The organism is Desulforegulaceae bacterium (assembly GCA_034006035.1).
GTDB lineage: Bacteria > Desulfobacterota > Desulfobacteria > Desulfobacterales > JACKCP01 > JACKCP01.
In genome coordinates this window covers 114985-130585 of sequence record JAVETN010000003.1, presented here as the reverse complement: position 1 = coordinate 130585, position 15601 = coordinate 114985, and the positions used below count along the sequence as shown (strand labels likewise).

The 15601-nt window shown below is 31.7% G+C and carries 12 protein-coding genes; 6 read left to right on the top strand and 6 right to left on the bottom strand.

All coding sequences use genetic code 11. The features are described from left to right. Positions 1-26: 26 nt before the first annotated feature. From RBR53_03790 to RBR53_03780, 3 genes are all read right to left on the bottom strand, one after another. Positions 27-995 (bottom strand): methyltransferase, encoded by a 969-nt coding sequence (locus RBR53_03790; GenBank protein MDY0131770.1) that lies wholly within the window; start codon positions 993-995, stop codon positions 27-29. 309 nt (positions 996-1304) lie between these two features. Further along, positions 1305-1502 carry a cold-shock protein gene (locus RBR53_03785; GenBank protein ID MDY0131769.1) on the bottom strand — a complete coding sequence of 66 codons (198 nt, stop codon included), beginning with the start codon at positions 1500-1502 and terminating at the stop codon, positions 1305-1307. Positions 1503-1832: 330 nt separating this feature from the next. Further along, the gene (locus RBR53_03780) at positions 1833-2204 is read right to left on the bottom strand and encodes a hypothetical protein (GenBank protein ID MDY0131768.1); all 372 of its coding nucleotides are present in this window, start codon (positions 2202-2204) and stop codon (positions 1833-1835) included. A 142-nt stretch (positions 2205-2346) separates the two neighbouring features. Here RBR53_03780 and RBR53_03775 point away from each other — a divergent pair, with 142 nt between their 5' ends. Beyond that, positions 2347-4041, top strand: coding sequence for a hypothetical protein (locus RBR53_03775; GenBank protein MDY0131767.1), 1695 nt, complete (start codon positions 2347-2349; stop codon positions 4039-4041). A 51-nt stretch (positions 4042-4092) separates the two neighbouring features. On the opposite strand, the gene RBR53_03770 is transcribed toward RBR53_03775, so the two are convergent. Then, a complete protein-coding gene (locus RBR53_03770; protein ID MDY0131766.1) occupies positions 4093-4920 on the bottom strand; it encodes a DUF4405 domain-containing protein in 828 nt (275 codons plus the stop codon). A 10-nt stretch (positions 4921-4930) separates the two neighbouring features. Next, the gene (locus RBR53_03765) at positions 4931-6769 is read right to left on the bottom strand and encodes a TIGR03545 family protein (protein ID MDY0131765.1); all 1839 of its coding nucleotides are present in this window, start codon (positions 6767-6769) and stop codon (positions 4931-4933) included. Positions 6770-7179: 410 nt separating this feature from the next. Here RBR53_03765 and RBR53_03760 point away from each other — a divergent pair, with 410 nt between their 5' ends. The 5 genes from RBR53_03760 to RBR53_03740 all read left to right on the top strand — a co-directional run bounded on the left by RBR53_03760 (position 7180) and on the right by RBR53_03740 (position 14121). After that, on the top strand, positions 7180-8289 hold the full coding sequence (locus RBR53_03760) for a response regulator (protein MDY0131764.1): 1110 nt from the start codon (positions 7180-7182) through the stop codon (positions 8287-8289). Beyond that, positions 8270-9562, top strand: coding sequence for a hypothetical protein (locus RBR53_03755; GenBank protein MDY0131763.1), 1293 nt, complete (start codon positions 8270-8272; stop codon positions 9560-9562). The genes RBR53_03760 and RBR53_03755 overlap by 20 nt, the downstream gene beginning before the upstream one ends. An 88-nt stretch (positions 9563-9650) precedes the next feature. Continuing rightward, on the top strand, positions 9651-10763 hold the full coding sequence (locus tag RBR53_03750; GenBank protein ID MDY0131762.1) for a P-loop NTPase: 1113 nt from the start codon (positions 9651-9653) through the stop codon (positions 10761-10763). A gap of 15 nt (positions 10764-10778) precedes the next feature. Continuing rightward, a complete protein-coding gene (locus RBR53_03745) occupies positions 10779-13313 on the top strand; it encodes an HDOD domain-containing protein (protein MDY0131761.1) in 2535 nt (844 codons plus the stop codon). Positions 13314-13422: 109 nt separating this feature from the next. After that, positions 13423-14121, top strand: coding sequence for an MgtC/SapB family protein (locus RBR53_03740; protein MDY0131760.1), 699 nt, complete (start codon positions 13423-13425; stop codon positions 14119-14121). Positions 14122-14272: 151 nt separating this feature from the next. Here the strand turns inward: RBR53_03740 and mtnA are convergent, their stop codons facing one another. After that, positions 14273-15352: an S-methyl-5-thioribose-1-phosphate isomerase gene (mtnA, locus tag RBR53_03735; GenBank protein ID MDY0131759.1), complete on the bottom strand. Its 1080-nt coding sequence runs from the start codon at positions 15350-15352 to the stop codon at positions 14273-14275. Positions 15353-15601: the final 249 nt, after the last annotated feature.

Genomic DNA, 15601 nt, shown 5'->3' with positions numbered 1-15601 from the left:
TCCCCGGTAATTCCGGGGATATTGTTTTATTTTTTGCAAGTTACCAGACAATCCATTTTTTCACCTTTACGGGCAAAAGTAACGTCTTTAAAACCTGCTTTTTCAAGGGCTGACTTAACTTCCTCAAAAGTATAGGTATCTCCGCCGTTTGTTCCAACGAGCATATTAATTGCAAAAACAGCACCGTCAGGAGGATAAGTCCTGCTCTTATCCATAATATGATCTCTAATTACCAGCATTCCTCCGGGTTCAAGAACTTTATAAATCTTTGAGTAAAGAGCAAGATTTTCTTTTGGGCTGTTTTGATGAATTATTGCTGATAAAAGAGCAAGATCACATCCTTTAGGAAGTTCATTAAGATAAAAATCACCAGAAATAAACTCTACCCTTTCATTTAATCCAGCTGAATCAATCCCTTTTTTTGACATGGGAATTACTTCGGAAAGATCAAAAATTATCCCTTTCATTTGAGAATTTTTTTCAAGGAATGCAATTGTATAGGTTCCAGAAGCACCCCCGATATCTAAAAGTTTTTTATATGAAGATAAATCAAGATCTGCGGCAATATCTGATGATAATTCTCTTCCAGCAACATGCATCCCGTAAATAAAGGCTTCTCTATCTTTTTCATGCATATCGGGATAAGGAGCTTTGCTTTGCTTCTTCCCTTGAATTACAGTCTTAGTAAGATGATGCCAGTCATTCCAGATATCATTTATATGAAGAACCATTGGAAGTACTGATTTAGGATGCTCTGAAGACAAAGATTCACATCCTTTGGCAAGGCTGTAAACAAGGCCGTCTTTTTCAAGGAATCCGGAAACCGCAAGAGCATCAAGGAGACGGGTAAGGGACCTTAAGTCAGCATTTGTTTTTTTGGCAATTTCTTCTGCCCTATTTATTTTTTTACCAATAAGAGTAAAGATATCAAGTTCAGCACCTGTAAGAAGAATCCGGCTTTCCATGTAACTTTTAGCTTTATCCAAGATTACCATGTTTTACTTTCCTTTATGATAAAAAGATTAATAAAAAACTTAACAATAATACCTGATTTTTAGAAAATTTGCCATACCTGAGCCTGATTGGCATCTAAGTCCAAAAATAATTCTAAAATTATATAGATAAAGCTCTGGTTTACAAATTTAATTTTTACCTGGAATAGGGGATTTAAAACTTTTTAAATGTTTTTTTAAGGCAGGGCTATTAGGTTTTAAAGTTTTTTATGACTTAAAATTATAATACAAAAATAAAAAAAAGGCATTTTATGTTAATAAAGTGCCTTAATATCTATTATTTTATTTTTATTATTCGGTTACGTTTATTGCAGAAGAACCTTTTGGACCTTCCTGAATATCAAATGTAACTCTTGCACCTTCTTGAAGAGATTTAAAACCTGTGGAGTTAATCCCTGTATGATGTACAAATACATCAGTTCCATTTTCCTGCTCAATAAATCCAAAACCTTTTGCGTCATTAAACCATTTTACTGTTCCATTTGCCATAGTGACTTTTCCTTAACTAATTAATTTAAATTTATTTCGATACTTGGGGGCAATGCCACTTTTTTAAATGGATATTCCTTTATAGCGAAACTCTTTGTTCTCTTTTGAGAAACTTTGTCAATATGACATTAAAAAAAACTAATAGCAAGAAGTATTTTTATTTTATTTTCAAAGACTTACTTTTTAAATAAAAGACTATACGATTTCACAAAACATTTATCCGACCTGGTCCACTGAATTGACTAACCAAGAATTAAAAAGCAGCTGAGCAAAAAACTTCCTCTTTAATCAACCCAAAAGCCGGATTCAATCATGATTTTACCCAATCAATTATTGTTTTTCCTGAAGGATTAAAGGATTACAGTTTTTTATAATAACTTTTCCTTCAAGAAGACTTCCTTTTGAATATTCGCTGAATATACATTTATTGGTTTTTGGATCATAATTTTCTATCCAGAGGTTGTCTCCTTTCCATGTAGCATTTAGATGTACTTGACCTTCTGGAATTGTAAGAGACATAACTCCTCCATAACGTTTGACAAAAACCTGCTCAAAATGAAAATAATACACTGCCCATCCTGCAAATAAAAAAACAAGCCCAATTATTAGCCCAAGTTTCCATTTTTCAAGCTTGGCTCCAAAAATAAACAATATAAAAAAAACAATTAAAAGCACCAAACCCCAATAAAAATATGTAATCATAAGATCTCCTTTAATTTTTATAAATTTTAATTTTAAATATTAAATAATGCTAATTTTAAAATTTTATCTTTACAACTTTTAAAATTAAAATAAAATCACTTAACTCTGTACTTTTTAATAAATCATAAAAATGAGGAAACCAATGAGATTTTTTAAATTTTTATTTATTTTTTATTTATTTTTCGTCATTGCGTTTGCTTCATCCCCTGTTTTTTCCCAGGAGGAGGAGCTAAACATCAATTCTGCTCTGGAGACAACAGCCCAGAAACTCAATGAACAAGAGCCTTCCCCAGAAATTTTAAAATCAATTGCCTCCCTTAGAAAAACAATAATTGAAAGAATTATAGAAAAACAAAAATTACTTAAAACTACCAGCTCAGCATCTGAAATATCAAACCTCAATGAAGAAATCAAAATTCTTGACAAGCAGCTACATGAGACCCAAAAAGATTTTGAACGAATTGCAACACAAATTGATATAAGCCTGTTTGCTGAAAAAAAAGAAGAACAATTTGACTGGAAAAATGAAATTGTTTCACTTATAGAACCTGGAATAAGTGAACTTAAAAGAATCACAGAAAAATCAAGACAAAAGTCAGTTTTAAAAGATGAAATTGAAAGATTTGACGAACTTCTCCCCTACGCAGAAACAGCAGTTAAAAACATTAAAAATCTTATTCAGACGTCAGAAGACAAATCTCTTACAGACTACCTAGAAAACCTGCTGAAAAACTGGACAGGGATAAAAAAACAGATTGAAAATAAAAAACATATAGCAAATCTGAAGCTAAAACAAATGGAAGCTAAAGAAAAATCTTTTGTTGACGCCACTCAAAGCAATGTTAAAAACTTTTTTAAAACAAAAGGACTTTTCATACTTACAGCTATAGCTATCAGTATAATGATAGTACTCTTTCTAAGGCTTATCCATAATCTTATCGCAAAAAAATTTTTAGGCTATGATAATGAACAAAAGCCTTTTCATTACAAGGCATTTGAGCTTGGATACAGAGTTTTCACCTTCCTTCTTACAATGATTTCCATTATCCTTGTTTTCTATGTTGCACAGGACTGGACATTATTGAGCTTTGCAATAATTTTTTTGCTTGGTCTTGCATGGGGGCTCAAAAATACAATTCCAAAAATGTTCAAACAGACCAAGTTGATGCTAAATGTAGGGGCTGTAAGAGAAGGAGAAAGAATAAATTATCTTGGTGTGCCCTGGATTGTCCAGGATATAAATTTCTATTCAAAAATTGAAAACCCAGACCTTGGTATCACTCTTAGAATTCCCATTGAAATTCTTCTTGATAAAGTTTCAAGGCCAAACAACCCTGATGATCCCTTTTTTCCTTGCAGATTAAATGAGTGGGTAATTTTGTCTGACAAAACAAGGGGACAGGCCGTCAGTCTTTCCCATGAAATGGTAAAATTGGCTCTTAGAGGAGGAGCAATAAAAACCTATCAAACATCTAATTTTCTATCCCAGTCTCCTTTAAACCTTTCAAGAAATTACAGGATTAAAGAAACCTTTTGTCTAAGCTATAATCATCAAAACGAAATTACAGATAAAATTCCAAACTTGGTAGATGATTATATAAATAAAAAAATGAAAGAAACCGGCTATGATAAAATTCTTTTAAAACTTGAAACTGAGTTCCAAAACATAGGCAGTTCATCACTTGATCTTGTTATAAAAGCAGACTTTAAAGGAGAAGCTGCAGATATTTACAACAAGCTTAGAAGGCATATTCAAAAATGGTGTGTAGAGGCTTCAATAAAAAATAACTGGGAAATACCATTCCCACAGCTTACAATTCACAATCTTGGTAACTAATAATTTCTTTCAAGGCCGGATTTTTGTGTCCGGCCTTTGATAAATAAACACTTATTTTTTATTGGAAAACTCAACAATAATTTTATAAAGCTCCAAGGGTCTCATATTGTTTGCTTCTGAATTTTCTCTCAAACTAAGATTCATATCTATTTTTAAATTCTTTTTATTAAAATATGAAAAAAGCTCTTCTGGATTGAGATTATAGTCTTTTGCTATTTCAACTAAGCTTGACTTCCCTTTTCCTGAAAAAAAAGATTTAGATTTATTTTCAAATTTCATAGGCTGTGAACTACCGGTTTTTAAAGAAAGATAAAGGTTTTGGGGCGAAGTTTTATTAAACCTTGCTATTTCCTTTAAGCTTGCAGATCTATTGTGAATTTCAAACCCTTTACTTCTTAGAAGAATAATACTTTCATCAAAACCAAGACCCATTCGTCTTGAAAAACTTTCAAGGGTTGAAAGCTCTGCATGACCGTATGGAGGTTCCCCATATTTTACTGCTGCCTTGTTTTTTATATTCTCACTCAAATTTATAATTGTTGAAAAAAAAGGAAAATTTCCAATTGTTCCTCCAATAAAGATAAAAACAACTAAAATGGAAATATTAAATTCAGGGGTAAAAACCTTAAACTCCCTGGCTTTATTTTTCAAATAAAGCAAAATTGAATTCCAATTATAATAAATATGAAAAAAAAGGCTTATTATAAAAAGTATCCCAAGATTTATATGAACAGCTTCCCACTGCTCCTTTGTAAGGCCTAAAAGTCTCCAGTCAGCCCAATAGGCTATTCTTCCCTGAGGCACAATAAAAAGAACTGCACTTGTAATCACAACAAATACAAAGGCCAAAAGCGAAGTCAACGATACTGTTTTTCTCATTTGATCCACCTTAGAGTTTAATTTTAAGATTCTCTAAAAGAGAATTCTTTTTATCGTCTATCTTACCTTTTATTTTCTTTTCCAATTCTTCCTTTTCCCTGTTCAGCTTTTCTTCTTCTGTTTTAAGATTTACTTCATAATGTAAAATATTTTCAAGTACAGAACCTTCTTCTGAAAATGAAACAAACTCTTTTCTTTTTTCATCTATTTTAAGATTTACACCGGTTTCAACCTTTTTTATCTCTGCTTTAGCTTTTTGTTTTATATAATCATTAACCCGGCTTGAAACAACAGAACCAAGAGAGCTGTTAACTGAAATGTTTTTTGTATTGTCCTCAAGAGTTAAAATAATTCCAATATCAATTACTTCGGCAGATTCTACGGCTTCAAATACAAGCTGCTCAAGCTTTGAAGGATTTTTTTCAAGAACAGCTCTGTCAAAAATATGATCATGGATCTTTATCTTAGCCAAAGATTTGATTAACCTGGGCTTGGACACAAAAGACGCCTTAATATCTGATTTTCCATCTTTTATCACAAGGGAAAGAAGATCCTCTGAAGTAAGCTTTAGATTCTTTAAAATAAATCCTTTTAAATCAAACTCAAAGCTTAAAAGATCATTTGAATCCCTGAAATCTATTATTCCATTAAATGATATCTTCCCTGTTTTTTCATCATTGTGAAGAAAATCAAGGGTGATAGGCTGCCCTGTTTTATTCTGATCAGAACTTATATTTAATACCTCTCCTTTAAATGAATAGGTATTGCCCGGAGCAAGAACAGAAACTTGAGAACTTTTTATCCAAAATTTTGGAAGGTGGGGGTATTTGTCAACTTTAACTTTTTCAGGCTTTTCTTTTTCTGAAGATTTTCTTCCTGCTTCCCTGATTTGAGCTATAAGACCAACAAGTTTTTCTCCAGCAAGAGTAAGCCGTTTTCCAAAAAGCATTTCAGAAATCTTTTCAAGCCCGCCATCTTTAATATTTATAGCATTTTTTGCTTTTTCATAGTCGGAATTAACCCATACAGAAAAATCTTTTTTATACTGATTTGCTTTTTCAAGATCTAAGGCTGCAAGCTTACGATCTTCTTTTAAATCATTTTTAAAACTCTCGCATTTTTCTTTTAAATCCTGAATTTTTTCAATACTTTTCAAAATTTCTTCAGGTTTTTTATTTTCAAAAGATTTAATTTCTTTAAAATCATTTTGAATTTCCTTTGATCTTTGCTCATAATTTCTTTTTTCAAAATGATTTTTCCAAAAAATTTTACGCTCTTCAAAATACAGCCTTGCTTCATCAACTTTTTTAGGAGTTTCAAGATCAAGCTGTTCAATTATTTTATCTGTATCAGAAAAATCCTTGAACAACTCCTTGTTCAAAACAGGAATAGCTTCCTTTTCCTTTTCAATCTGTTTTAATGCAAAATCCTTTATCCATGAAGGCTTTTCATCATCTTTTAAAGACTTTTCATATTGAGGAAGGCTACCGTTTGTTTTTCTTTTTGTATTTGACTGAACATCCTTTATCACCATATTATCAATTATAAATTTACCGTCTGTCAAAGGCATTATTTGAATTTTAAATTCAGTAAATCCTGTTTCAAAAATATTTTTCCAGGGATCATTTCGATCTGCTGCCTCAAGTTTATCCCAGGATATGCTTTGGGAAAAAATATCAAGATCTACATTAAAAACTTCAACTTTTGCCTTATTTATTTTTGAACCGCCTTTTTCGATTGCAAAATCTAAGATAATATTTCTTAAAAAATACAAAATCAGTAATAAAAGAAGAAAAAAACCAATTAAATATAAAAAGAACTTAAATATTTTCTTTAAAAACTTTTTCATTTTTTCACCTGTATAAATTTTACAGCCATCTGATTTTTTAACTCATCAAGCATTAACCTCATATCTTTACAATAATAATACAAAAAGAATTAATTAACAAAACAATTCAAAAACAGGCAGGGGTTAAAACTAATTTCATGATCCATTTAATTCATTGCACCTGCTTTCGCAATCACAGTTTCCACGGGATCAAGTTCAACTTCAATTAAATTGTATATCATTTCCAATGATTTCATATTTTACTTAATGAAAAATCATAGTCTTTTCTTTTTTTTGATGTTTTAAAAAAATTTACTTTAGTTTTTAGCAATATTTTCTTCCAAAATAAAGAATAAAGACCTTGAATTTTTCTTATCTAAGCCTCAATATATAAACTGTAATTTTTAAATTTTCTAATCTGGATAAACAAAATGAAGTATAAACTGCTTATAGTTGATGATGACGAAAATATATTAGCAGGATACAAAAGGCATTTAAGAAAAGAGTTTAATGTTTACGTAGCTGCTTCCGGAGCTGAAGGGCTTAAACTTATTGATAATGAGGAACCCTTCCAAGTTATTGTTTCTGATTTGAACATGCCCGACATGGACGGATTTGAATTTTTATCACAAGTGAACAAAAAAAGTCCTCTCACCATATGTATAATGCTTACCGGGTTTGCAGAACTAAAAGCTTCTCTTAAAGCCTTCAATGAAGGCTATATCTTCAGATTTCTCACCAAACCATGCAAAATAAATATTCTTGAGCAAACAATAAGACAGGGCATTGAAAAATATAATGAAAAAAAAGAAGCCCAGGACAACTTTCACCAAATAGGTAAAAAAAATAATCGCAAAAAAATTCTTGTCATAGATGAAGACGAAGAGGAATTACATCTTATCTCTTCTGCTTTGAATAATGAAAAAAACATTGAATCTGTTACCGCAGAAAACATTGATATTGCAGAGCAAATTCTTAACATCTTAAAAATAAATTTAATTTTAATATCTTCTTCTCATGCAAAAGCAGATGATTGCAGCTTTTTAAAAAAAATAAAAAAGAATTATCCTGATATAAATGTGGCTGTAACAACCTGGTATGAATCAAACTCTTTAAAAAACGCTCTTAAACCACTTGGTATAGACAAAGTTTTTGAAAAACCCATTAATTTTAACAATCTCTGCCAAATAATTACAGAAGAATTTTATTCGGGCCCAAAGGGAATAATTGACGGGATAAGCATATCAACATTTCTTCAAATGATTGAAATGGAAGAAAAAACCTGCACTCTTAAAATAACTCAAGATGACAAACAAGGGACCATGTATTTCAAAAAAGGCTCTTTAATTGACGCTTCTTTTAATGAAGTTATTGGCAAACAGGCTGCCTATACTATTATTTGCTGGGAAAAAGCTGAAATTGAAATCGAAGACTACTGCCATAAAAATGAAAATATTATAGAGACCCCTCTAATGAACATATTGATGGAAGCGGCAAAAAGAAAAGATCATGGGGAAAAAAATGACAGCAGAATTACCTAAACAACCTGACTGCTCAAAACTAGAACAGCTTTTAGTGAATCAAAAAATTACCAGTCAAAAAGAAATAAAAACGGCAAAATCAGCAGCCTTTTTATTTAACAAAAGAGCTTCAACTCCTGTTTGTCTTATTCTTGCAGAGGAAAACCAGCTCAAAAAATCAGATATTACAAAACTATTGACATCCAAACCTGTTTATAAGGAAGCAGTAGAACTTATTAAAAACGACAAAAGCTTAGATCAAAACAAAACTTCAAGCTATATAAGCAAAAATAACAACATCTTAAAACTTTTAAATGAGCTTACCAATAACAATATAATTTCCTTAAACAAAAGGAATCTTCTTTTAAATAAAGTTTTAAATCTCAAGACAGCCGCTAAAACACTAGCAAGCATGGGTCTTCTCTTTGAAGATTCTCTTGAGGCAGCGTTCAGAAAACAAAAAAAGAAAATAAGCTTTTGTGAAATCTTGTATGAACAGCATCTTGTCACCCTTTCCGAACTTAACCATATCTTCATTAAGCTAGACAACTCCCTTAAGCTGGGAGGAATTCTTTCAAACCTTGGCTTAATAGACGAAAAAACACTTTCCAACACCCTTAAAGAGCAATCAAAATCAGGCCTTTCCTTTGGAAGTATCCTGGTTAACCAAAAAAAAATTTCTATTCAGCAACTGTACTTTGCACTTTCAATTCAATATAATATCCCTTTTAGACAGCTATCAAACTTTACATATTCAGACTCACAAAAAATTGAACTCAGGGGAATTGTAGACAGAAAAATAGCTGAACAAAATTTTATAATTCCTATTTTACTCACTTACAATAACCTGATGATTGGAGTGTTCAACCCTTCTCATGTAGCAGATATAAATGACATAATATCAAAATACAGCGATCTAAAGATAAGCTGTGTTCTCATTACTCACAATAAGTTTGAACAACTATATGCTCTTTTATACGGAGAAATCTTAAACACAACAAACGATCTTATTGCAGGGCATTCACATACCTATACCCCCGGCAAAAAAACAGTTATTTCCCAGCCTGATTCTCAATACAGACTGATAAACGACCTCTTTGAAAAATATCTTAAACTTATAAAAGACAAAAACCTCAACCCTGACAGAAAAGTCTTCCATGACTTTATCAGGGAAAACTATTTTAAAATATGCTCTGAGTATGATTGCAGCAACGTCTCATTCTGGTTTGAATTTCCCAATAACAATCTAAAAATAATGGCCTCTCCTGTTTTATCAAAAAACCAGACAGATTAAACTATTCAGTAAAGGTTCACATTTTAAAATAAATCCTGAAAAATTTGATAAAACTTATCAGGTTGTAAAAAATTAAAAGGAGTTTTTCTTGAAAATAATCACAATAACAAGCGGAAAAGGCGGAGCAGGAAAAACAAATATAGCGGTTAATCTTGCTGTCTCACTAGCCTCACAAGGATATAAAACCTGCCTTTTTGATGCAGACATAGGTCTTGCAAATGTAAATATTTTAATGGGACTTGCTTCTTCCATTAATTTGGAAGACGTAATTTCCGGCAAAAAGAAACTAAAAGAAATAATAATAAAAAACTGGAACAAAATAGATATAATTCCGGGAAGCTCTGGCGTTGAGCAATTTGAATTTATTGATAAAAAAACCCTTGGCAGTCTTTTGAACCAATTTTCCAACCTAAAGGGCTATGATTATATTATTATAGATACAGGAGCAGGAATATCCAGGGAGGTTATTTCATTTTGCCTTGCCTCATCTTTTCTTGTTCTTGCAATTGTTCCAGAGCCTACATCCCTTACAGACGCATATTCCCTTTTGAAAGTGCTTAAATTCAACGGTTACAAAAACAGGGTCAATATAATTGTAAACAGATGCAAAAACTTAAATTTAGGTAAAAAGGTTTTTGAAAAATTTAATCTAACTGTTTCCAAATATATAAAGCTTGATCTCAGATATCTTGGAATGATCCCAGAAGATGAGCGAGTTTCTGATTCTGTTTCAAGCCAGTCCCCTTTTTTTATCAAATACCCCGACAGCCCTGCCTCTGAAGCAGTAAATGAAATTACAAAATTTATTTTAAAATCAGAGCATGAATCCCCCCATGAGACAAAGACCTTTGATTCTTTTATAAAAAACTGTTCTGATTTTTTTCAAAGCAGTCTCAAACTTGTCAAACAGTCTTCTGGAAAAAACAATTCAGAAATAAGAAAACAACCCAAAAAAACTTCTGATAAAAACAAATTTAAACCCGATGAAGAAATAAATAAAATTGAAGCCCTAGGGCTTTTAAAAAAATTTGTTGAAAATACAGATAAAATTTCAAATGAACTGGAAATTATCAAAAAAATTTTATTAGACAATAAACCTCAACCTGAAACTTCTTTTTCAAATATACCCGAACCTGAAGAAAACAATGAACCGCCAATTCTAACTTTGGATTTTGAAAAATTTGTAAATAAAAGACAATAAACACAGGAACACCCAATGAATCATACTGAAAAAACAGTAAAGATAATATCACTTATAAAATCTGATAAAGAAAAAGCAGAGATTGAGGACTTTCTTAATTCAAAAAATATTTTTGGGTTTTTTACAGATTCGAGTGAAGAACTTATTCAGCTAGCATCAAAAACAGATTTTTCCATAATTTTTGTGGATTCTAAAACAGATCAAATAAGTATTAAGGAACTTCCTGAAAAAATAAATTCATCAAAAACAAACTTTAAAGCAATTTTTTCCATTTTACTTAACAAAGATAATTCTAATCTTATTCCAGAATTTAAAAAATACGGTTACGAAAATTTTCTTATCAAACCTCTTGATAAAAACCTTTTCCTTTCAACTTTAGATACTTTGCTCAAACTTAGCAAAGCTGAAACCATGGTTGCAAAGACTATAAAACACATTAAGTCTGAAAGAAAAAAGATTTTGGATATAAAAGACATATCACAGGATACACTAATTGAATGGGGACGGCTTGAAACAATTGGGAAACTTACCTCAGGAATTATGCATGAAATTGCAACCCCTGTTCAATATATTGCAGACAATATGAGTTTTCTTAATAAATCCCTTCCTATTATTTTTGAGTCATTAACCAGTTTTTCAAAATTTATTGAAAGTGCAAAAAAAGGAAAAATAAACGAAAAAACTATCTATGATGCAGAAAAATCAGCAAAAAAACAAGATCTGGATTATTTGAAAGATGAAGTCCCCCAAGCTTTAAAACAGTCTATAGACGGGATAGAAAAAATCACAGCTATTCTTCTTTCCATAAGAAACATATCAAGGCAGGTTGTTCATCAAGCTGTATCTTCAGATATAAATAAAATCATTGAAAATGCAGTAACCATTACAAAAAGCAAATGGAAAAACTCTGCAGAACTTGAAACCAGCTTTAAAAACAACCTTCCTTTAATTAAATGCCAGCCAGGAGAAATCAGCCAGGTCATTATAAATCTTATAATCAACGCCGTTCATGCTATAGAGGAAAATACAGAAAGAAAAAATCATCTTATAAAAATTAAAACCAGCCTTGAAAACAACCTTTTAAAAATAAAAGTAAGCGATTCAGGAAAAGGAATACCAAAGAACATAATAAATAAAATTTTCAATCCTTTTTTTACAACAAAAAAAATTAATAAGGGAACAGGTCAGGGTCTTTCAATTTCAAAAGCAATAATTGAAAGGCATAATGGTAAACTTTCAGTTTCTTCAAACCCTGAATTTGGAACTGTTTTTACAATAACGCTTCCAGCTATAACTGAAACACAAAAATCGGAACCAAAAAAAGAATCAAAAAGTCTGTTGATGAAATCAAAACCAGATGAAAAACCTTTAATCTTTTTTGTTGATGAAGATAAAAACATCCTGAAAAGCCTTCAAAGAATGCTCAAATCCAATGAAAATCAATGGGATCTTCATTTTTTTGATTCAACAAAAACCGCACTTGAATTTATGGAAAAAAAGCCAGCCGATATAATTATTACAGAATACAAAATGAAAGAAATAAACGGCAATGAGTTTTTAAAAGAAATAAAAAAAAGATTTCCCCATACTGACAGAGTTCTTCTTTCCGGAGAAACCGATGAAAAAAAAATAATGACCGCAGTTCCAATTGCCCATCAGTTTATTTACAAGCCTGTAAGCGGCTCAAAGCTTAAATCAATGATTAAACGAACCATTGCAATGAAAAGTATTCTAAAAAACAAAAGTTTACGCACAACAATTTCAAAACTTGACTCTCTTCCAAGTCTTCCTTCAAAATACAATGAAATAGTCAGGGAACTTAATTCGCCAATATCATCCACAAAAAAAACAGGTGAAATCATTTCAACAGATCCCTCAATGACATCTAAAATACTTCAACTGATAAATTCAGGTTTTTTTTACCTTCCTAGAAAAATTTCCAGAGTTGATGAAGCTGTTGTTCTTCTTGGAATAGACATTGTAAAATCTCTTGTGCTGAACCATGAAATTTTTTCAAAACTAAAGCTTGAAAAACACTTCCTTAATTTTCAAAAAGAACTCCACTTTCACTCAATGGCAACAGCAAAAACTGCAAAAGAAATAGCAATTATGGAAGGTCTATCTGACTACAGTGCTGACCAGGCTTTTATGGCAGGCCTTATTCATGACTGTGGAAAGCTTGTTTTAGCTTCAAATTTTCCTGAAGAATACAAACAGGCTCTTGAAAATATTGAAAACAAAAACTCAGATTTTATTAAAGAAGAAAGGCTGATTTTCAACTCTTCCCATGAAATAATCGGAGCATTTTTAATGGGGGCCTGGGGGCTTCCACTTGAAATAATTGAAGCAATTTTATATCATCACAACCCCTCAATGTCGTCAGACAAAGAATTTGGAGTAACCGGAGCAGTTCATGCCGCAAACATTATTGAATGCCAAAGAGCTAAAACTCTTAAACTACCTTACGAAGAAGCATTTGCTCATAGATTCTTAGAAAGAATTAAAATTTACAACAGGCCTGAAATCTGGAAAGAGAAATTTTTAAGTTGACCCTCTTAATAAACTGAATCAAACTCTTTTTAAATTTGACTTTTTTTCAAAACAGTCCTTAACTTAAACCAATTAAAGTGTAAATTTTTTTGATATGAAAGGATAGGCTATGTTTGAAATTTCAAACGAATATATGGAGCTTGGAATTAAACTTTTACTTGCAACCTTTTTAAGTGGTCTTGTGGGAATGGAAAGGGAATTCCATGGCAGAGCCGCAGGGCTTAGAACCCATATTTTTGTATGCCTTGGCTCAACAATGTTAATGGCAAGCTCCCAAACTCTTCAAGCGTTTTATATCCCCATGGGAGTAGACTCTGTTTTTAGAATAGACCCCTGGAGAATTCCAGCAGGGATTGTTACAGGTGTGGGCTTTATTGGAGGGGGAACTATTCTTAAGTCAAATGACTTGATAAGAGGGCTTACAACTGCCGCTTGCGTATGGTTTATTGCTGCAATAGGTATAATAATAGGGCTTGGTTTTTATATACCTGCAATTGCAGGAACAGCAATCGGCCTTTTTGTCCTTATCGGATTAGATCCTATAGGCAGAATGATACCTTCTGTAAAATACAGTAAAATTTCAATAGTTTCAGAACTTACCCACGCTGAATTTATTGAAGAACAATGCCTTAAAATACTTAAGGAATATCCAATTATAGTTCAAAACACTTCAGTTTCAGCTGATATTAAAGAAAATCAAAGAACCCTTGGCCTTGATATACGAAGCAGAAAATTAACGAACAAGCACAAACACAAAATCATAGAACAATTTATTGAAATACAAAATGTTCTATCTGTGGTTTGGTAAGGACAGATTTGGCAGTTGATTCTAAAAGTTAGATTCTTCAAAAACAATAAAAATTCAGCTTAAAAGCTAAACAAATTATTCCAATAATAAAATAAACAGGCTGCCGCTAAGTATGGCAGCCCCAAATCTTTTTAAGCATTAAAATAAAATTTTATCTGTATTCAGGGAAAAGCCTTAAAAGGTCTTCTTTTTCAGCCCTTGCAATTCCTCTTTCAGTTATAATTCCTGTAACAAGTCTTGAAGGTGTAACATCAAAAGCATAATTTGCAGCCCGGGCATTTTCAGGAGTAAGAAGAACTTTTTCCACCCCATTTGAACCAAGGCCTTCAATATATCTGACTTCATCTTCATTTCTTAGTTCAATTGGAATGTTTTTTACTCCATCTTCAAGTTCCCAGTCTATAGTTGAACCCGGAAGTGCTGAATAAAAAGGAATTTTGTTGTCCCTTGCTGCAAGAGCTTTTAAATATGTTCCTATCTTATTTGCCACATCTCCGTTAACTGTGGTTCGATCGCTTCCCACAATTACCATATCAACATGACCATTTTGCATAAGATATCCACCTGTATTATCTGCAATTACAGTAAATGGAACCCCTGCTTCCATCAACTCCCACGCAGTGAGTCTTGCACCCTGATTTAAAGGTCTTGTTTCATCAACCCAGACATGAACCGGAATTCCTTTTTGATGGGCAAAATAAATTGGAGAGGTTGCAGTTCCATATTCAACGCAAGCAAGCCATCCTGCATTGCAATGTGTTAGAATGTTTACCACATCTTTTTTATTTAAATAAATATCTTCAATAAGACCAAGACCGAATTCACCTATTTTTCTACAATTATAAACTTCTGCGGCTTCAATTTCTTCAGCAATTTTTTTTGCAGCCTCAATTCTTTTTTCCAGGGAACTTTCTTTTAAAACAGCTGTTCTTACTTTTTTTGTAGCATAAAAAAGATTCATTGCTGTTGGTCTTGAACTGTTTATTTTTTTTTCAGTCTCAAGCACAAAATCATCATCAGCACCTGTTTTTTTAATTGCCATATAAAAACCCCAGGCTGCAGTAACACCGATAAGAGGAGCACCTCTGACAACCATATTTTTTATTGAATAAACAGTATCATCTGAATTGTTTATATCAAAAATCTCAAGAGCATGGGGAAGTTTTCTCTGATCTATTACCTGAACAAGATCCTTTTCAGGAAGATACCATACAGGCCTTTTAATTTTCATGATTTTCCTCTTTACTGATAAAATTATCAACATTTAATAGTTTTAAAAAAATATTTTTCACTGAATAATTTATATCATAAATAATAAAAAGAAAAGTCCCTGCCCATGAAAAGAAGCCTTTTGCTTTCCAAAATCACTGATAAAAACAATATAAATATATTTTTTATAAACTAAAGCCTGAAAATTTTAATAAAAAATGTAAAATCATTTTACACTTTATGTAAATGAATTGACTTTCTTTTTGCCTCT